General features: G+C 61.7%; 16 protein-coding genes. 13 read left to right on the plus strand and 3 right to left on the minus strand.

Annotation, left to right across the window (positions count from 1 at the left end; translation table 11 throughout):
- The first annotated feature begins 1 nt into the window (after position 1).
- Together CQ002_RS15040 and CQ002_RS15045 are read left to right on the plus strand one after the other, a co-directional pair.
- A complete protein-coding gene (locus tag CQ002_RS15040) occupies positions 2 to 3,616 on the plus strand; it encodes a transporter substrate-binding domain-containing protein (RefSeq protein WP_034103736.1) in 3,615 nt (1,204 codons plus the stop codon).
- A gap of 134 nt (positions 3,617 to 3,750) precedes the next feature.
- Entirely contained in the window at positions 3,751 to 4,179 is a 429-nt protein-coding gene (locus CQ002_RS15045) for a chemotaxis protein CheY (protein WP_105161966.1), read from the plus strand.
- Here CQ002_RS15045 and dkgB read toward each other — a convergent pair.
- Positions 4,176 to 4,994, minus strand: a complete 819-nt coding sequence (dkgB, locus tag CQ002_RS15050) for a 2,5-didehydrogluconate reductase DkgB (protein ID WP_034103740.1) — start codon at positions 4,992 to 4,994, stop codon at positions 4,176 to 4,178. The two genes, CQ002_RS15045 and dkgB, sit on opposite strands and share 4 nt — an antisense overlap.
- A 558-nt stretch (positions 4,995 to 5,552) precedes the next feature.
- Here dkgB and CQ002_RS15055 point away from each other — a divergent pair.
- The 6 genes from CQ002_RS15055 (at position 5,553) to CQ002_RS15080 (ending at position 12,847) form a co-directional block, all read left to right on the plus strand.
- Positions 5,553 to 6,191, plus strand: coding sequence for a TetR family transcriptional regulator C-terminal domain-containing protein (locus CQ002_RS15055; RefSeq protein ID WP_069022982.1), 639 nt, complete (start codon positions 5,553 to 5,555; stop codon positions 6,189 to 6,191).
- Positions 6,192 to 6,341: 150 nt separating this feature from the next.
- The gene (locus CQ002_RS15060) at positions 6,342 to 7,133 is read left to right on the plus strand and encodes an enoyl-CoA hydratase/isomerase family protein (RefSeq protein WP_105161967.1); all 792 of its coding nucleotides are present in this window, start codon (positions 6,342 to 6,344) and stop codon (positions 7,131 to 7,133) included.
- A gap of 27 nt (positions 7,134 to 7,160) precedes the next feature.
- Entirely contained in the window at positions 7,161 to 8,321 is a 1,161-nt protein-coding gene (locus CQ002_RS15065; RefSeq protein ID WP_034103746.1) for an acyl-CoA dehydrogenase family protein, read from the plus strand.
- Positions 8,322 to 8,339: 18 nt separating this feature from the next.
- A complete protein-coding gene (locus CQ002_RS15070; RefSeq protein ID WP_105161968.1) occupies positions 8,340 to 10,448 on the plus strand; it encodes an acetate--CoA ligase family protein in 2,109 nt (702 codons plus the stop codon).
- Positions 10,438 to 12,045: a 5-guanidino-2-oxopentanoate decarboxylase gene (locus CQ002_RS15075; RefSeq protein WP_105161969.1), complete on the plus strand. Its 1,608-nt coding sequence runs from the start codon at positions 10,438 to 10,440 to the stop codon at positions 12,043 to 12,045. Before CQ002_RS15070 ends, CQ002_RS15075 begins: the two co-directional genes overlap by 11 nt.
- 100 nt (positions 12,046 to 12,145) lie before the next feature.
- Positions 12,146 to 12,847 (plus strand): NAD(P)H-dependent oxidoreductase, encoded by a 702-nt coding sequence (locus CQ002_RS15080; RefSeq protein ID WP_105161970.1) that lies wholly within the window; start codon positions 12,146 to 12,148, stop codon positions 12,845 to 12,847.
- Positions 12,848 to 12,904: 57 nt separating this feature from the next.
- On the opposite strand, the gene CQ002_RS15085 is transcribed toward CQ002_RS15080, so the two are convergent.
- On the minus strand, positions 12,905 to 13,987 hold the full coding sequence (locus tag CQ002_RS15085; protein ID WP_034103754.1) for a 3-deoxy-7-phosphoheptulonate synthase: 1,083 nt from the start codon (positions 13,985 to 13,987) through the stop codon (positions 12,905 to 12,907).
- Between the two features lie 610 nt (positions 13,988 to 14,597).
- On the opposite strand from CQ002_RS15085, the gene CQ002_RS15090 reads away from it, so the two are divergent.
- Entirely contained in the window at positions 14,598 to 15,347 is a 750-nt protein-coding gene (locus CQ002_RS15090) for a carbon-nitrogen hydrolase family protein (RefSeq protein WP_105161971.1), read from the plus strand.
- Complete coding sequence (locus tag CQ002_RS15095; RefSeq protein WP_034103758.1) at positions 15,348 to 15,782, plus strand: GNAT family N-acetyltransferase; 435 nt, start codon at positions 15,348 to 15,350, stop codon at positions 15,780 to 15,782.
- A gap of 47 nt (positions 15,783 to 15,829) precedes the next feature.
- On the opposite strand, the gene CQ002_RS15100 is transcribed toward CQ002_RS15095, so the two are convergent.
- Positions 15,830 to 16,057, minus strand: a complete 228-nt coding sequence (locus tag CQ002_RS15100) for a DNA-binding protein (protein WP_069022994.1) — start codon at positions 16,055 to 16,057, stop codon at positions 15,830 to 15,832.
- An 82-nt stretch (positions 16,058 to 16,139) separates the two neighbouring features.
- Between CQ002_RS15100 and CQ002_RS15105 the strand changes: the two genes are divergently transcribed.
- From CQ002_RS15105 to uvrC, 3 genes are all read left to right on the plus strand, one after another.
- A complete protein-coding gene (locus CQ002_RS15105) occupies positions 16,140 to 16,505 on the plus strand; it encodes a helix-turn-helix domain-containing protein (RefSeq protein ID WP_034103760.1) in 366 nt (121 codons plus the stop codon).
- 151 nt (positions 16,506 to 16,656) lie between these two features.
- Positions 16,657 to 17,298, plus strand: coding sequence for a UvrY/SirA/GacA family response regulator transcription factor (uvrY, locus tag CQ002_RS15110; RefSeq protein WP_003190387.1), 642 nt, complete (start codon positions 16,657 to 16,659; stop codon positions 17,296 to 17,298).
- A 1-nt stretch (position 17,299) separates the two neighbouring features.
- Entirely contained in the window at positions 17,300 to 19,123 is a 1,824-nt protein-coding gene (uvrC, locus tag CQ002_RS15115) for an excinuclease ABC subunit UvrC (protein ID WP_069022996.1), read from the plus strand.
- Positions 19,124 to 19,133 lie beyond the last annotated feature (10 nt).

Here is a 19,133-nt window from a genome sequence, read left to right on the forward strand (position 1 = left end):
AATGACCACCTCCCGGCTGAAGCGTCTCACGGCCATCTTGCTGATGGGGCTGTTGCCTTGCGTGGCGATGGCCCTGGATAAGCCACACAACCTGCGGCTGTTTGGTCACTCCACGCTCGAAAACCCACGCCTGGAGCTTGATGAAAGCGACTGGCGCTGGTTGCGTGAACGGCGCCTGTTGGTGATGGGGGTGTCGGCGCCTGACTACGCACCTTTCGACCTTAGCAACGATAATGATTTTGAAGGCATCACGGCTGACTACACGTGGCTGATCAGCCTTATCCTGAATGTACCTGTCGAGGTTCGACGCTACGACACCCGTGATGAGGTCATCGAGGCGCTCAAGCTCGGCGAGGTAGACTTCGTGGGGTCGGCCAATGGCTATGAAGCGGCCGACAAGCAACTGGTGCTGTCCCGTTCCTACGCCAACGATCAACCCGTGCTGGTGACGCGCGCGGGTGACAGTCATTCATTGAGCGCCGACCTCGCCGGCAAGCGCGTCGCGATGCTCTATCACTACATGCAACCCGACGCTGTCCAGACCTTTTACCCAAAGGCGCATTTGCTGTTGTATGGCTCGACCCACCAAGCCATTGGTTCCGTGGCGTTCGGCCAGGCGGATGTCTACCTGGGCGACGCCATCAGCGCCCGCTATCTGATCAACAAGAACCATCTCAATAACGTGCGCATGGCTGATTTTTCCGCATTGGAGGTCAACCCGTTCGGGTTCGCCTTCACCAAGGAAAACCTTCGCCTGCTGAACATCATCAATGCGGCGCTGGCCGTTATACCGACCAGCCAGCAGATGCAAATCCTGCGACGCTGGAGCGCCGGCGACAGCGGCTTCCTGGAGGCAGACCGGTTACGCTTGAGTGACAATGAGCAGCGCTGGCTGGAGAAGCACCCAAAGGTAAAAGTTGCGGCACTCGACAAGTTCATGCCGCTGTCCTTTTTCAATGAGCAAGGGCAGTTCGTCGGGTTGAGTGACGAGGTGCTGTCGCGGATCAGCTTGCGCACGGGCTTGAAGTTCGAGGTGATGCAGAGCAGTTCGTTGCTTCGCCAGATTGACGAGGTCGGTACTGGACAAGTCGACATGATGGCGGTGATCACGCCCAGCGTCGAACGCTCCGAGAAAGTCCGGTTCACCCGACCCTACCTCTCCAACCCCTATGTGCTGGTCGCGCGCGCCGGCGATGAGCGGCTGGTGACCCTGGAGGATATGCCCGGGAAACGCCTGGCGTTTATCGGCGGCAACAGCCTTGCCGTGCAGGTCGCGCGGGATTATCCGGGTATCGTCTTCGTGGATGTCGAGAACCCTGAGGAAGCGCTGGAGTTGGTCGCCAAAGGCAGTGTCGATGCCACCGTTGTTTCGCTGATCAGCGCGCGCTACATGATTGCGCGCCATTACCGTGATCGCTTGCGTATCACCAGTACCGTCGGCACTGAGCCCGCGCGGATTGCCTTCGGCGTCAACCGTAGCGAGCTGGAGCTGTATTCGATCCTCGAGAAGGCGCTGTTGAGCATAACGCCTGAAGAAATGGACGAACTGACCAACCACTGGCGCAGTGAAATCATCATCGAGGACAGCTACTGGATCCGTCATCGCAGCGTGATCCTCCAAGGCTTTGGCGTGGCAGCACTGCTGCTGTTGGTCACCCTGGGCTGGGTGCTCTACCTGCGCAACCTGATTCACAAGCGCGCCCAGGCCGAACGCGCCTTGAGCGACCAGATGCGGTTTATGAGCGTGCTGATCGACGGCACCCCCCACCCCATCTACGTGCGTGATCGCCAGGGCCGCTTGATGGCGTGCAATAACGCTTACCTCGATGTGTTCGGCTTCAAGCTGGAGGACGTGATCGGCAGGACGGTGGTGGAAACTGACACCGGCAACCCGCCCCAGGCCCAGTCCTTTCATGCTGACTACCTGGGCCTGATGGAGCGCGGTGAGCCACGGATCCAGGACCGAGTACTCAAAGTACCCGGTGGCGGCGTGCTGACTATTTACCAATGGATGCTGCCGTACCGTGACAGCAACGGCAATGTGGTGGGCATGATTGCCGGTTGGGTGGACGTCAGCGAACGTCAGCGCCTGCTGGGCCAGTTGCAGGAGGCCAAGGAAGAAGCAGACGCCGCCAACCGCGCCAAGACCACGTTCCTGGCGACCATGAGCCACGAGATTCGGACCCCCATGAACGCGGTGATCGGCATGATCGAGTTGGCCCAGAAAAACGCCGAGCAAGGTCGCGTCGATCAGGACGCGCTGGAGGTGGCGTCGATGGCGTCCCGGAGCATGCTGGAGCTGATTGGCGATATCCTGGACATTGCGCGGATCGAAACCGGCCACCTGTCACTGACCCTGGCACCCGCCAATCTCCACGAATTGTTGGCCTCTGTGGCCCGGGTGTTCGAGGGGCTGGCGCGGGACAAGGGCCTGTTGCTGCACGTCGATCTCGACCCGCTGACCGACCGATCGGTACTGATCGACCCCATGCGCTTCAAACAGGTGGTGTCCAATCTGCTTGGCAATGCCATCAAGTTTACCGCCACCGGCCAGGTACGCTTGGGCGCCCAGTGTGCAGCGGCGTTGGCCGGCGACCACTTGACTCTGCGTTTGTCTGTGGAGGACACGGGCATTGGCATCAGTGCCGAAGATCAGCAGCGTTTGTTCAACCCGTTCATCCAGGGCAGTAATAACGAACAGTCGGCGCGCAGTGGGTCCGGCCTCGGGTTGGTGATCAGCCGCAACCTGTGCGAGATGATGGGCGGTCAATTGCACTTGAGCAGCGTGCTGGACAAGGGAACGCGGGTAGACGTGACCTTGACGCTGGCGTTGACCACGGCGGCGCCGGTTTCTTCGCCTGTCCCACGTGTTCCACCGACGCAGGCGTTGAACCTCCTGGTGGTCGATGACTACCCGGCCAACCGCTTGCTCCTGGCTCGGCAGCTAAGCTTCCTGGGGCATCACATCGTCACGGCCGAAGATGGCGCGGAGGGCTTTGCATTGTGGCAGGCCGGGCATTTTGATGGGGTGATCACCGATAGCAACATGCCCACCATGGATGGCTACACATTGGCACGTGATATCCGTGCCCAAGAGCGCCTGCGTGGCCTGGTGCCGTGCCTGTTGTTGGGTTTCACCGCCAATGCCCAGCCGGAGGAGACGGAGCGCTGCAGGCAGGCGGGCATGGATGGTTGCCTGTTCAAACCGACCGGTCTCGATGATTTGCGGGCCGCGTTGGCATCGCGCACGGTCAGTTCTGCAGCACACCCAGTCGAGCCGCTGTTTGATTTGAGCGTGTTGATCACATTGACCGGGGGCGAGAAGACCGCACTCAACGAGTTGCTGGCACCCTTGCTCAGTAGCCTTGTAGAGGACCGCCTATTGCTGCCGGCACTGCGTGAGCAGATGGATTTCGCCAAGCTGCATGACCTGGCCCATCGTGTCAAAGGCGGGGCCCACATGGTCAAGGCACAGGTGCTGGTCGTTTGTTGCGAAACCTTGGAGGGGGTGTGTGAAGGGCGCGACCACGCTGCGCTCGCCGCTGCTGTCGAGGCGTTAGATGCGGCCATCGAAGGTTTGCATCATGGTCTGAGCCAGCACTGCAAGCAGGCTTGACTGGGGTAGGTAGCCATTCGGTTGATTTGGGAGAACTCCTACATGGAACGGGAACAAGCCTGATTTTGTCCTCGGGATATGTCAGGAAAATGGGCGACGCTCACTGACGAGCACAGCCTGCCCAGGGGTTCGCCATGCCAAACAAAGCACTGACCATCCTGATTGCCGATGAGCAACATCTGCAACGCCTGCACATCGAGAAAATGCTCAACCGGTTGGGTTATTACCGGATCGTCCCGGTGCAAACCCTAGAAGAGGTCCAGCTGCTCACCGCCATCCCGGCCCAGCCCTTTGACGTGTTGATCATCAACGCAGGGCTGGCGGTCCACACAGTCGGGCCTCAGCCCGAGGCGCACCATGTGCTGGTCTATGATCACCTTGACCTGGACCCGCACGCACCCGCCGACGCAACGGCGGCGGTGCGGGTGCGGTTGCCCGGCGTGCCGGACAACGTCAATCTGGAACACTTCATGGACATCATCGACCCACCCGCAGCCTCCACCGGCCTGCGGGTCTTGCCGTGGCTGCGGGAGTTATCCCGCACGCCTGTGGCACGGGTTTAATCCCACGTGGGGGCGATACCCTTGGGGCTTGTCAGGCGATGGCCGCGTTCCAGCTCGGCAATCTGCGCCATGTCGGCAGCGCTCAAGCTCAGTTGCAGTGCCTTGAGGTTACTCTCCAGGTTGGCGCGTTTGGTTGACGATGGGATGACCGCGTAGCCCAACTGCATGGCCCAGGCCAGCGTCACTTGCGCCGGGGTGGCCTGATGGCGTTCGGCGATTTGCTGGATCACCGGGTCCTTCAGCACTTCGCCGTAGGCCAGGGTCATGTAGGACGTGATCTGGATACCGTTGGCAGTGGCAAAGTCCACGACCTTGCGGTTTTGCAGGTAGGGGTGCAGTTCGATCTGGTTGGTGGCGATGTGCTCGGCCCCAACGGCTGCAATCGCCTGTTTCATCAGGTCGACGGTGAAGTTGGAAATGCCGATCTGGCGGGTCAGGCCCAGGCGCTTGGCTTCCATCAATTGGCCCATGAATTCGGCCACAGGCACCTGGTCTTCCGGTGACGGCCAGTGGATCAGGGTCAAGTCCAGATAGTCGGTTTTAAGTTTGCGCAGGCTTTCGCGCAGGCTCGGGATCAACTGGCCTTCGGCGAAGTTGGCGATCCAGATCTTGCTGGTGATGAACAACTCATCGCGCGGGATGCCACTGTCGGCAATGGCCTGGCCGACGTCTGCTTCGTTCGCGTAGATCTGCGCGGTGTCGATCACGCGGTAGCCCAGCTCCAGGCCGGTGCTGACGGAATCGATCACCACTTGGCCTTGCAGGCGGAAGGTGCCGAGGCCAAAGGCCGGAACGTTTTGCGTAGCGATAGACATCAGTAGCTCCTGAAGAGATGTGAACAATGGAGTCGAGTATCCGCCCGTCGTTCCTTCGGAAAAACCGCCGAATCCGAAAAGGACTCTTTACCGCAGGTCACGAATGGCCGGCGGCCTGACCACTCCCATCCTTGTCGGAAAACCTATGCCTACGATTCCAAGGTCCAAGAACGACGGGCAGAGGGTGCGCGCCGGGTTGAACTGGAAGGTTGACTGACGTTGGAGCCTGCAGCCTTGGCCCGCGTGCCAGGTGGTAAAGTCGAAGCGCGTGGCGCAGGCGATATTCTCCTGCAGCAGGACACCCTACCGGGTGCCGTTTTTCTGCTTGGCAATATCGAGCTGCACCCACAATCCTGAGTCGGCGTTCCAAACAGCGGGCTACGCTGAAACTGTCGCCCGGCTCCAGCAGAAAGTGTCGCTCACCCACCCACAACGTGGTTACGTGGACGCCACGCAACGGGCCTGGGCGGCGATGTTGCGAACGCTGGATCGGGTGTCGCCGGTGTATCGTGACTGATGTAGAGTCGTGCTGCCGATTCAACCCAAGGAAACCGCCGCATGACCCAGGAATCCCGTTTTTCCAGGATGGAGCCGCAAGAGCGCAAGGCCACGCTGGTCCAGGCTACGCTGACGTGCCTCAAGCGTGATGGGTTCCAAGGCGCGTCGATCCGCAAGATCAGCGCCGAGGCCGGGGTGTCCGTGGGGCTGATCAGCCACCACTATTCGGGCAAGGACGAGTTGGTGGCCGAGGCCTATCGCACCATCACCGACCAGGTCATGAGCCTGCTGCGCGAGACCATGGCCAAGGCGCCGCCGAACCCTCGGGAGCGCCTGTCGGCGTTGTTCCGTGGCTCGTTTTCCGCCGAATTGCTAGACCCGCACCTGTTGGACGCCTGGCTGGTGTTCTGGGGTGCCGTGAAGACGGCTCCGGCGATCAACCTGGCGCACGAGCACTCCTACGGCGAGTACCGCACCATCATGCGTTCAGCCCTGACCGACATGGCCGTGCAGGAGGGCTGGAAGCACTTCGACGCCGACCTCGCCGCCATCGGCTTGAGCGCATTGCTCGATGGATTGTGGCTGGAGTCGGGGCTCAACCCCGGCACGTTCACGCCCGAGCAGGGCATCCAGATCTGCGAGGCCTGGGTGGACGGCCTGCAGGCGGGCGGTCGCCAGCGTTTTCAAGTCAAACCCTGATTTGTCCCGGTCCGCCTGGGCGTAACGTCCAGGCCGGCATTTTCCCTTCTGAAAATATTTGCAGGGTGCTCATTGCCTTCTTACTGAACACTTGTTTAGTATCGCCTCATGTCGCACCCCTCAAGCCAAATAAAATAATTCGAGGAAGCCATGACGACCGATTCGCCCGTGCTCAGTCAGGTACAAGCAGGCGTTGCCTGGATCACTCTCAACCGTGGCCCGCAGCGCAATGCCTTGGACATTCCCACCCTCAAGCACCTGCACACCTTGCTCGATGCCTTCAGCGCTGACGAGGCAGTGCGCGTGGTGGTATTGACCGGCAACGGTCGCAGCTTCTGCGCCGGTGCAGACCTGGCGGAGTGGGCCGACGCCGAAGCCCGTGGAGCCCTCGAAACCTACGGCTGGACCGACACTGCCCACGCCTTGATGACCCGCCTGCACACCCTCGATAAGCCCACGATTGCCGCGATCAATGGCACTGCCGTCGGCGCGGGCATGGACCTGGCGTTGTGCTGCGACCTGCGTATCGCGGCCCAATCGGCGCGCTTCAAGGCCGGCTACACCAGCATGGCCTACTCGCCAGACGCCGGTGCCAGCTGGCATCTGCCGCGCCTGATAGGCAGTGAGCAGGCCAAGCGCCTGCTGTTCCTCGACGAACTGTGGAGCGCCGACCGTGCCCTGGCTGCCGGCCTGGTCGGTGAAGTCGTCGCCGATGAGCAACTGCACGCCCAGGCTACGGACCTCGCCGCCCGCCTGGCCAACGGCCCGACCTTCGCCTTTGCCCAGGCCAAGACCCTGATTCGTGAAGGTGCCGACCGCAGCCTGCCCGAGCAACTGCAGGCCGAACTGGCTGCTGGCCTGTTGTGCGGGCGCAGTGCCGATGGCGCCGAAGCCCTGCGTGCATCCATGGAAAAACGCCTCCCGAATTTCTGCGGCAAATAACAACTACACCTTCGAACAGGTAGCGCCATGAATTTCCAACTCAGCCAAGAGCAAGATATGTTGGTGGACGCGGTACGCAGTTTTGTTGCCAAGGAATTGTTGCCCCATGAGGAGGCGGTGGACCGTGCCGATGAGGTCTCGCCCGAGTTGGCTGCGCAGATTCGCGACAAGGCGATTGCCGCGGGTTTCTATGCGTTCAACATGCCGGAAGAGGTGGGTGGCGGTGGCCTGGATTACCTGTCCCAGGCCCTGATCGAGCGGGAATTGTCCAAGGTCTCATGGGCGCTGCATGTGTTTGTCGCGCGGCCGTCCAAGATCCTCATGGCGTGTACGGGATCACAGGTTGGCGATTACCTGTTGCCGTGTGTGCAGGGCAGGAAAGTCGACTGTTTTGCCCTCACCGAACCCGGCGCCGGTTCCGATGCCAATGCCATCAAGACCCGCGCAGTGCGCAGTGGCGATGACTTCGTGATCAATGGCAGCAAGCACTTTATCAGCCATGCCGGGCACGCCGATTTCGCCATCGTGTTCGCGGTCACCGATACCTACGAACACAACGGTCGGCAGCGCAATGCGGTGACCTCGTTTCTCGTCGATCGCGGCACGCCTGGCATGACCATTCGCCGTGGCCCCAAGTGCGTCAGCAACCGTGGCTACCACACCTATGAAATGTTCTTCGACGACTGCCGCGTGCCGGCCTCCAAGGTGCTGGGCGAGGTGGGCAAGGGCTGGGACGTGGCCAACGCCTGGCTCACCGCCGGCCGTGTGATGGTTGCCGCTAACTGCGTCGGCCAGGCCCAGCGTGCGTTGGATGTGTCGCTGCAATGGGCGGCGGACCGCAAGCAATTCGGCCAGCCCATCGGCACTTATCAAGGCGTGAGCTTCAAGTTGGCGGACATGGCCACGCAGATCCGCGCGGCTGAACTGCTGACCCTGCACACCGCCTGGAAGATGGACCAGGGCAGCATGACCGAGGGCGAGGCCGGCATGGCCAAGTTGTTCGCCAGTGAAACCCTGGGCAAGGTCGCCGACGAGGCTGTGCAGATCTTCGGTGGCATGGGCTTGATGGATGAAGGGCCGGTGGAACGCATCTGGCGCAACGCGCGGATCGAGCGGATCTGGGAAGGCACATCGGAAATCCAGCGTCATATCATCGCCCGTGAATTGTTGCGGCCGCTGTTGCGCTGATCGGCGCGGAGAATGCTTATGTCCCAGGCTATTGGCGACAACCTCAAGCGCCTGCTGGCGCCCCGGCACCTGGCCTTCGTCGGCGGGCGCAGCATGGCGCGTGCGCTCAAGCGCTGCGCTGATGGCGGGTTCGCCGGGCAGCTGTGGCTGGTCAATCCGCAGCATGACAGCCTCGACGGTATTCCCTGCGTGCGCAGCGTGGCCGATTTGCCCTGCGGGCCAGATGCGGTGTTTATCGCCACCAACCGTGAACTCACTTTGACCTGCGTCGCCGAACTCGCTGCCATCGGCACGGGCGGCGCCATTTGCTACGCCTCGGGTTTCGCCGAAACCGGTGCCAGCGGAGCCGTCATGCAGCAGCAGCTGTTAGACGCAGCGGGTGACATGGCCTTGCTCGGCCCCAACTGCTACGGCCTGCTTGACTACCTGCACAGCTCGGCGCTGTGGCCGGTAGCCCATGGTGGCAAGGCGGTGGAGAAGGGCGTAGCGGTGCTGACCCAGAGCGGCAACTTCGCCTATAACCTGTCGATGAGCGACCGTTCGCTGCCGGTGGCCTATATGGCATCGGTGGGTAACCAGGCACAGCTGGGCGTTGCCGAATTGATGGATGTGCTGCTCGATGAGCCGCGCGTCACTGCCATCGGCCTGCACCTGGAAGGCTTGAAGAATGTGCCGGGGTTTGCCCGTGCGGCGCACAAGGCGCTGGAGAAGGGCATTCCGATTATTGCGCTGAAAACCGGCGTGTCGCAGATCGGTGCCGAGTTGGCGTTGAGTCACACCAGTTCGCTGTCCGGCTCCGATGCGCTGTACGACAGCCTGTTCGCGCGGCTGGGCGTGATCCGCGTGAGCGGGCCGGTGAGTTTTGTCGAAACCCTGAAAGCCGCGGCGTGTGGCAATCTCCCTGCGGGCAATAGCCTGATTGCGTTGGCCTGTTCCGGCGGGGATGCGGGGCTGATTGCCGACTATGCCGAGCGCAATCATCTGGCCCTGCCCACGCTGGATGAAGACCAGCGCAGTGAACTGGCCCAGGTGTTGCCCAGCTACGCCAACCTGGTCAACCCGCTGGATTTCACCACCGCCATCTGGGGCGAACGTGAAGCCCTCGATGCCATGCTCGACACCGTACTTCGCACCGAGGCCGATGCGGCGATGCTGGTGCTGGATTACCCGGCCGAGTTCACCGGAGAGCGCCAGGAGTGCGACCTGCTGCTGGAGCTGTTCTGCGACGCGCTCAACCGCCATGGCAAGAGCGGGTTTGTCACCTCGGTTTTTCCCGAACTGTTGCCGGCCACCGCCCGTGAACGCCTGCATGCCCAGGGCATCGCGGCGTTGCAAGGCGTGGAGGATGCGCTGGCCGCATGGGGACGGATTGCCAGCTACCAGAACACCCGTCGGGTCTTGCTGGAGCGGGGCGAATCGATTCTCCAGCCACTGTGCCCTCGCGGCCTGCAAGGTGGCGGCGAGGCCCTTGATGAATGGGCCTCCAAGCAAGCCTTGCGTGCGTTCGGCCTGACCACGCCCGCCGGGGTGTTGAGTACACCGGGAAGAGCGGTCAGCGATGCAGAACTGCTGGGCTATCCCTTGGTGCTCAAAGCGGTCAGCGCGCAATTGCCGCATAAAACCGAAGCCGGTGCGGTGGTGCTGAACCTGCAAAACGGCATGGCCCTCAGCGCTGCGCTTGAACAGATGCGCGAACACATCGGCGCTCATGCGCCGTACGTCGCCTTCGATCAACTGCTGCTGGAGTCCATGGCGGCGCCACCGCTGGCGGAGTTGATCGTGGGCATCAAGCGCGAAAACGATTTTGGCCTGGCGCTGGTCATCGGCGCCGGCGGTATCCTGGTCGAACTGCTCAAGGACAGCCGCAGCCTGTTGCTGCCCACCACCGACAGCGCAATCCGCAATGCCTTGCTGAGCCTGCGCAGCGCCGTGTTGCTGCAAGGTTTTCGCGGCCGAGCAGTAGCGGATATGGACGCACTGGTGGCGGCGATCCGAGCGGTAGCCGATTACGCCTGCGCCAATGCCGGGCAGTTGCTGGAGCTGGATGTGAACCCATTGTTGGTCAATGCCCAGGGCGCCATCGCGGTCGATGCATTGATCCGTCTAGGAGATGAGCATGCACGATAGAACGATGACCGGCGGCCAGGCCCTGGTGCGGTTGCTGGCCAATTACGGTGTCGATACGGTGTTTGGTATCCCCGGCGTCCACACGTTGGAGTTGTATCGCGGCCTGCCCGGCAGTGGCATTCGCCATGTGCTCACGCGCCATGAGCAAGGCGCTGGTTTCATGGCCGATGGGTATGCGCGGGTGAGCGGCAAGCCCGGGGTGTGCTTCGTGATCACCGGCCCCGGTGTGACCAATGCCGCAACGGCCATCGGCCAGGCCTACGCCGATTCGATCCCGCTGTTGATGATCTCCAGCGTGAACCACACGGCAAGTCTCGGCAAGGGCTGGGGCAGCCTGCATGAAACCCAGGACCAGCGCGCGATTACCGCACCCATCACCGCGTTTTCGGCCGTAGCACTGAGCACCGAGGATTTGCCCGAACTGGTCGCCCGCGCCTACGCGGTGTTCGACAGCGAGCGACCTCGCCCGGTGCACATCTCGGTGCCGCTGGACGTGTTGGCCGCACCGGTCAAGCGTGACTGGAGCCATGAAGTGGTGCGTCGCCCGGGTCGCGGCCTGCCCTCGGCGCAAGCCTTGGACCAGGCCGCGGCCAAGCTCTCTGCCGCCAAGCGGCCAATGATCATCGCCGGCGGTGGGGCGCTGGCGGCAGGCGAGGTATTGCAGCGCTTGAGCACGCAATTGGCGGCGCCGTTTTTCACCAGCGTAGCCGGCAAGGGCCTGCTCCCGATCGATGACCCGTTGAATGCCGGTTCCACCCTGTGCATTGAACCTGGCTGGCAACTGATCGGCGAAGCGGATGTGGTGCTCGCGGTGGGCACGGAAATGGCCGACACCGACTATTGGCGCGAGCGTTTGCCCCTGGGCGGCGACTTGCTGCGGGTAGACATCGACCCGCGCAAATTCAATGATTTCTACCCCTGTGCCGTGGCGTTGCAAGGCGATGCCGAGCAGACGGTCCAAGCTTTGCTGGAGCGCCTGCCGACCACGCCTCGCCCTGCAGAAGCCGCCATCGCGAAGGTGTCAGCATTGCTGCAGGCGGTCGAGTTGGGACACGGCCCGCTGCAGTCCATTCACCAAGCCATTCTCGACCGCATCGAAGCCGAGCTTCCGAGCAACGCGTTTGTCAGCAGCGACATGACCCAGTTGGCCTACACCGGCAACTACGCCTACCCCAGCCGTGCCCCGCGTAGCTGGTTGCACCCCACCGGCTACGGCACCTTGGGCTATGGCCTGCCGGCAGGCATCGGCGCCAAGTTCGGCGCGCCGCAGCGGCCGGGCCTGGTGCTGGTCGGCGACGGCGGTTTTCTCTACACCGCCCAGGAACTGGCCACCGCCGTGGAGGAATTGGACAGCCCGCTAGTGGTGCTGCTGTGGAATAACGACGCCCTCGGCCAGATCCGCGACGACATGCTCAACCTGGACATCGAACCCCTCGGCGTGTTGCCACGCAACCCGGATTTCGCCCTGTTCGCCCAGGCGTTCGGCTGCACGGTGAACCAGCCCCGAAACCTGGATGAATTGCAGGTGGACCTGCGCAACGCGTTCAGACGCAATGGTGTGACCTTGATCGAGCTCAGGCATGCCTGTGCCTGTTGACCTTTGAAGGAACACGCCCATGGGCGAAAACCACACGATGACGTACGGGTTCGATCATGCACTGGCCCAACCGGCCGCACACACTGTTTGAGGTATGCACATGAAGGTTCTGATTGTTCACGCCCATCCTGAACCGCAGTCGTTTACTGCCGCCTTGCGCGATCAGGCGGTTGCCACGCTGGAGGGCCAGGGGCATGAGGTAAAGGTCAGTGATTTGTACGCCATGCAGTGGAACCCGGTGGCGTCGGCGGCGGACTTTTCGTCGCGGGAAAATCCGGATTACCTGGTGTATGCCCTGGAGCAACGCCTGGGGGTAAAGAAACAGTCAATCGCGGCGGATATCCAGGGTGAGTTGGACACACTGTTGTGGGCTGACCTGTTGATCCTCAACTTTCCGATCTTCTGGTTTTCGGCACCGGCGATGCTCAAGGGCTGGATCGACCGGGTACTGGTGTCGGGTGTGTGTTATGGCGGCAAGCGTTTCTACGATCAAGGCGGGCTGGCCGGCAAGCGCGCGATGGTGACGGTGACCCTGGGCGGGCGCGAGCACATGTTTGGTGAGGGCGCGGTCCACGGGCCCTTGGAAGACATGTTGCGGCCTATTCTGCGCGGCACGCTGGCGTATGTCGGCTATGACGTGCTGGCGCCGTTCGTGGCGTGGCATGTGCCCTACATCAGCGCAGATGCGCGACAGGACTTCCTGGTGGGTTATGACCAGCGGTTGCGAGGGCTGGCGGATGAGCAGCCTTTGGTGTTCCCGAAACTGGCACAGTTCGATGAGGCGCTGTATCCGCTTCCCTGAGCCCACGACGTTCAACGTGTAGGCGCCGGCAAGCCAGCGCCTACCTGTTGATGTTCATCACGCAGGGATGTCGTGTTGTTCCCGCAATCGCTCGGCTGCGCTGCGCAGCAACTGCTCGGTGCCATCCCAGCCCAGGCAGCCATCGGTCACCGACACGCCGTATTTCATCGACGCGCTCAACGGCTGGCAGCCTTCGAACAGGTGGCTTTCGAGCATCATGCCGATCAGCGAGGTGTCGCCCTGCAGGCGCTGTTCCAGTACCTCGTTGAACACCGCCGGTTGGCGCAATGGGTCCTTGCCGCTGTTGGCATGGCTGCAGTCGACCATGATCCGCGCCGCGACCTTGGACTTGGCCAGGTCGTGTTTCACCTGCGCCACGCTCTGTGCATCGTAGTTCGGCCCTCGGTGACCGCCGCGCAGCACCAGGTGCGTGTCAGCGTTGCCCGGGGTCTGGATGATCGCCGGATGGCCCTGGCTGTCGACGCCGAAGTGGCGGTGCGGGTGGGCGGCCGAGCGCATCGCGTCGCAGGCAATCGCCACGCCGCCGTCGGTACCGTTCTTGAAGCCCACGGGCATGCCCAGGCCGCTGGCCATCTCGCGGTGGATCTGCGATTCGGTGGTGCGCGCGCCAATTGCGACCCAACTGAGCAGGTCATCGAAGTAGCCGGCGGCCATGGGTTGCAGCAGCTCGGTGGCGACCGGCAGACCCAGGCGCAGCATTTCGCGCATCAATTCGCGCGACAGCGTGAGGCCGGCGGCCATGTCGTCGCTGCCATCCAGGTGCGGGTCATAGGCCAGGCCTTTCCAACCGATGGTGGTGCGCGGTTTTTCGACATAGGCGCGAATCACCAGCAGCATCTGGTCGCTGACCTCCAGCGCGAGCTTTCTCAGGTTGCGTGCGTACTCCATGGCCGATTCCGGGTCGTGGATAGAGCACGGGCCGACAATCACCAGCAACCGTGAGTCTTGGCCATTGAGGATGGCGCGCACGGCTTGGCGATGGGCATGGACCTGCTCATTGAGGAACGGGCTAAGAGGCAACTGATGCTTGAGCTCAAGGGAGCTGGGCAGGCGCTGGGTCAGGGCTTCATTGGCGCTGGTCAGGGCGGAGACGGGCAGAGCGGCGGTGGCAGAATTCATGTTCATGGCTTCCTGGGCAAGCGGCGGGCAGTTCCCGCGCGCTTGGCCCTACTGGGGTGTTCGACAATTGGCCGTATTGGCTACGTGTGTTGGCTTGCCACCAATAGGTGACCGATCGGAGGCGGCAGGCTGTCCCGAGCGGAGCTGGCTAAATCGCCATGCGGTGGAGGTGTCGTAGCGGTAATAGGTGGCGTAGTTCATGTCGTGTGTCCTTAAAGTGTTCCGCAAAATGGATAGGGGCCTGAAAAAACAAAACCCCCGGTCGGGGAGCCGACCGGGGGTTTAGATTTCTCTGGTAGGCGACCCCTTGAGTAGTGGGCGCCGATTTCAGGTATCAGGCGCGCCAGTGGCTAAACCAATACCCAAAATAAAAGCTGACAGCTGCGCTCGAACCGGTCACGCGGGTAGCCGATACCGAGCGCGTGGCGCTGGCAGCAGGGCAAACCTGAGTGTGGGTGAGTTGCAACATGGTATGTCTCCAAATGATGGGGGGAGCTTACTAGAGGCATGCAGGAGGATTCAATCAGTAATTTCTATCGCGCACCGATACCAACTGCTATGGGGCGAGATATGCTTGTAACCACTTGATGATGATTGCTTGGACGCGACCATGACTGCCCTGACCCTTGCTGCTGCTCAATCCCTTTCCATTGCGGGCGACTTGCCGGCCAATATCGAACGCCACCTGGCGTTCATGCGAGCGGCTGCCGAGCAAGGTGTGGAATTGCTGGTGTTTGCGGAGCTGTCGTTGACTGGGTATGAACCTTCATTGGCAGCCGGGTTGGCGATTGCGCCAGATGACCCTGTCCTGTTGCCTTTGCGCGAAATGGCGCGGGAGTTGCGGCTGACGGCGGTGGTGGGAATGCCAATTCGCCTGGCGCCCGAGGCCGGTGTATTGATTGGTGCGCTGGTACTGGCGGCGGATGGCTCCGTGGCGGTCTACACCAAACAGCATCTGCACCCTGGCGAAGAGCTGGCATTTGTCCCGGGGCAGGGCGGTGCGGTCCTCGAGTGGGGGCATGACCGAATCGCGCTGGCGGTCTGTGCGGACTTCGCCCATGCCAGTCATCCGCGCCTGGCGGCTGAGGCCGGCGCCACAGTCTACGCTGCCGGCGTGTTGATCAGCGAGGGCGGCTATGCCACCGACAGCGCGTTGCTCCAGGGCTATGCGGCCGAGCATGGCCTGGTGGTGTTGATGGCCAATCATGGCGGCCCATCGGGGGGGTATGTGTGCGCCGGTCGTAGCGCTATCTGGACGGCTGATGGTGGTTTGCTGGCCGCCGCCCCCGGTGCTGGCGATGCGCTAGTGATTGCCCGTCGCGAGGACGGGCAGTGGGCTGGCCAAGTGGTAGCTGTCTAAATGGCGTTCCACCTGCGCGCTGCGACAGACCAGGACCTGCCGTTCGCACGGACGCTGACCTTTGAGGCCATGACCCGCTACTACCTGCAATACGGTCTGGTGTGGTCCAACGATGGTTTCGACGTCGCCTGGGCGGGGCGCGAGAACTGGCTGGTCTGCAACGATGACGCAGTGATGGGTTTCATCAGTTTGAGCCGTGACAGCCGAGCGCTCTATATCCGCGAGTTGCATATGATCCCAGCGTGCCGCAGGCAGGGCGCAGGCAGTTGGGTGTTGGAGCAGATGGCACTCAAGGCCCAGGCCCAGGGCTTGTTACGCTTGACCGTGTTCAAGACCAATCCGGCCAGGCGGCTCTATCAGCGCCACGGCTTTAGCATTGTCGGTGAAGAAGAGTGCTTTTGGCGCATGGAGCGTGTTTGCCGCCATTCAAGCTAAACCATGCACCCGATGCTAATAAGCGCATACTGCCTTCAGGAGACGACTTACTGAACGTTATGCTGGTTACCAGCCTCAGCAAGGATGATCCCTTCTTTCATGCCCAACAGGACCGCCACCTTGTGGGCTTCTCCACGCCGTCCCTTTTTGCGCCCAGCGAGCACTTGATAGGTGGTTGCCGGATCAACGCCATGTTCACGAGCGAACGCTTGAACTGACTTCCCTTGATGGTCCAGCCAGGCCTTGGCTTGTGCGGCAGTACGGATTCCGGGCATAGTTCAAAACCGTTCAAGTTTGTTTAACGAAGAGATGAGTGTGTCACCTCTCGGGGTGTGCCAAATAGGATCATACATCCAAATGAGTGGAATCGGTTCGCGTTTGAGGCAAGAAAGGGAGCGACTCGGATTGTCGCAGAAAGTCTTCGGTGAAATAGGAGGCGTGGAAGCCAACGCACAAGGAAAATACGAAAGCGGAGGGCGAGCGCCCAAAGCGGACTACTTGTCGCGTGTCGCCAAAAGAGGTGTAGATGTGTTGTACGTGTTGACCGGTGTGACAACGCCGATTCAACTGGAAAACCTCAGCCATATCGAAGAAAAAGTCCTGGGTGACTACCGCGCGATGTTCGAGGAAGACCAGGCTGCGATTCGCCGCTTGACGTCTTCCCTGGCCGAACACTCCGCTGCACAGAACGGAAAAACCAAGTCGCAGCCCCAGGATTCCTGACCCGCTGCCCAACAATTACAGCCGTTCACCGCTCGGTGGACGGCTACTGTGTGTTCAAACTCTATATATATGACGCTTGCAGCTAGGTCTGCGCCTTGGTTTTTTGCTAAGGTGTTCAGCAACCTATAAGACCATATCGCGAGGTGTCTGCTTGATTAGGGTGCTAGTAGTCGATGACCATGATCTCGTTCGTACAGGCATTACACGAATGCTGGCTGACATCGATGGCCTGCAAGTAGTCGGCCAGGCCGAGTCCGGGGAAGAGTCCCTGATCAAGGCCCGGGAGTTGAAACCCGATGTGGTGCTGATGGACGTCAAGATGCCCGGTATCGGCGGTCTTGGCGCCACGACCAAACTGTTGCGCAGCCATCCGGACATCAAGGTCGTGGTGGTGACGGTGTGTGAAGAAGACCCGTTTCCGACACGCCTGTTGCAGGCGGGTGCGGCCGGTTACCTGACCAAGGGCGCAGGCCTGGCCGAGATGGTGCAAGCCATTCGCCTGGTGTTTGCTGGCCAGCGGTACATCAGCCCGCAGATTGCCCAGCAATTGGCCATCAAGTCATTCCAGCCCACCAGCGACTCGCCGTTCGATGCGCTGTCGGAGCGGGAAATCCAGATCGCCCTGATGATCGTCGGTTGCCAGAAGGTGCAGACGATCTCCGACAAGCTGTGCCTGTCGCCCAAGACCGTCAACACCTACCGCTATCGCATTTTCGAGAAGCTCGCCATCAGCAGTGATGTTGAATTGACCCTGCTCGCAGTGCGCCACGGCATGGTGGACGCCAGCGCCTGACATGACCACACCGTTTGATCCAAGTGCCTTCCTCTCGACCTGCAGTGGCCGCCCTGGCGTGTACCGCATGTTCGACAGCGAGGCACGCCTTCTGTACGTGGGCAAAGCCAAGAACCTGAAGAACCGCCTGGCGAGTTACTTTCGCAAGAGCGGTCTTGCGCCCAAGACCGCAGCGCTGGTGGGGCGTATCGCTCAGGTCGAAACCACCATCACCGCCAATGAAACCGAAGCACTGCTGCTTGAGCAGACGCTGATCAAGGAATGGCGGCCGCCCTACAACATCCTGCTGCGTGACGATAAATCCTACCCCTACGTGTTTTTATCTGACGGCCAATTCCCACGCCTGAGTATTCACCGGGGCGCGAAGAAGCAGAAGGGCAAGTATTTCGGTCCCTATCCCAGCGCCGGCGCAATCCGCGAAAGCCTGAGCCTGCTGCAGAAGACCTTTTTTGTGCGTCAGTGCGAAGACAGCTTCTACAAGAACCGCACGCGGCCGTGCCTGCAATACCAGATCAAGCGCTGCAAGGCGCCCTGCGTGGGCCTGGTCGAGCCGGCCGAATACGCCGAGGATGTGCGCCACTCGGTGATGTTCCTCGAAGGGCGCAGCAATGCGCTTACTGACGAACTCTCCGGCGCCATGGAGCAGGCCGCCAGCACCTTGGACTTCGAGCGCGCCGCCGAGCTGCGCGACCAGATCTCCCTGCTGCGCCGCGTGCAGGATCAGCAGAGCATGGAGGGCGGCAGCGGCGACGTGGATGTGATCGCGGCCTTCGTCAACCCGGGCGGCGCTTGTGTGCACCTGATCAGCGTGCGCGGTGGGCGGGTGCTGGGTAGCAAGAATTTCTTTCCGCAGACGGGTATCGATGAGGAGGTGGCCGAAGTCATGGCAGCCTTCCTTGGCCAATACTACGTCAGCAGCCCCGAGCGCGACCTGCCGTCGGAACTGATCGTCAACGTGGTGCATGAAGACTTCCCCACCCTGATCGAAGCGATCCATGAACTGCGCGGCCGCGAGCTGGACATCAGCCATCGCGTACGGGGTACCCGCGCGCGCTGGCAGCAGTTGGCCGTGACCAATGCCGAACAGGCGCTGAGCGCACGCCTTGCCAATCGACAGCACGTCGCCGCACGCTTCGACGCCCTGGCCGAAGTGCTCAACCTGGATGAACCGCCGCAGCGCCTCGAGTGCTACGACATCAGCCACTCCAGCGGTGAGGCCACGGTGGCGTCCTGCGTGGTGTTCGGGCCGGAAGGGCCGATCAAATCCGATTACCGGCGCTATAACATCGAAGGCGTCACCGCTGGCGATGACTACGCGGCCATGCACCAGGCCCTGACGCGGCGTTTCAGCAAGTTGAAGGACGGCGAGGGCAAGCTGCCAGATATCCTGCTGGTGGACGGTGGCAAGGGCCAGTTGTCCATGGCCCGCGACGTGCTCAACGAACTGGCGGTGCCCGACCTGATCCTGCTCGGCGTGGCCAAGGGCGCTACGCGCAAGGCTGGTTTCGAGACGTTGTACTTGAATGATGCCGCCCATGAGTTCACCTTGAAGGGCGACTCACCTGCACTGCACCTGATTCAGCAGATCCGCGACGAAGCCCACCGTTTCGCCATTACCGGCCACCGCGCCCGTCGTGGCAAAACCCGACGAACCTCAACCCTGGAAGGGGTGGCGGGGGTCGGACCGACGCGGCGTCGCGACTTGCTTAAACATTTTGGTGGCTTGCAGGAGCTGTCCCGTGCCAGCATTGACGAAATAGCCAAAGCACCCGGTATCAGTAAAAAGCTCGCTGAGTTGATTTATGCGAATCTGCATAGCGAATAGAATGCCTTTC

Source organism: Pseudomonas sp. MYb13 (assembly GCF_002980075.1).
GTDB lineage: Bacteria > Pseudomonadota > Gammaproteobacteria > Pseudomonadales > Pseudomonadaceae > Aquipseudomonas > Aquipseudomonas lurida.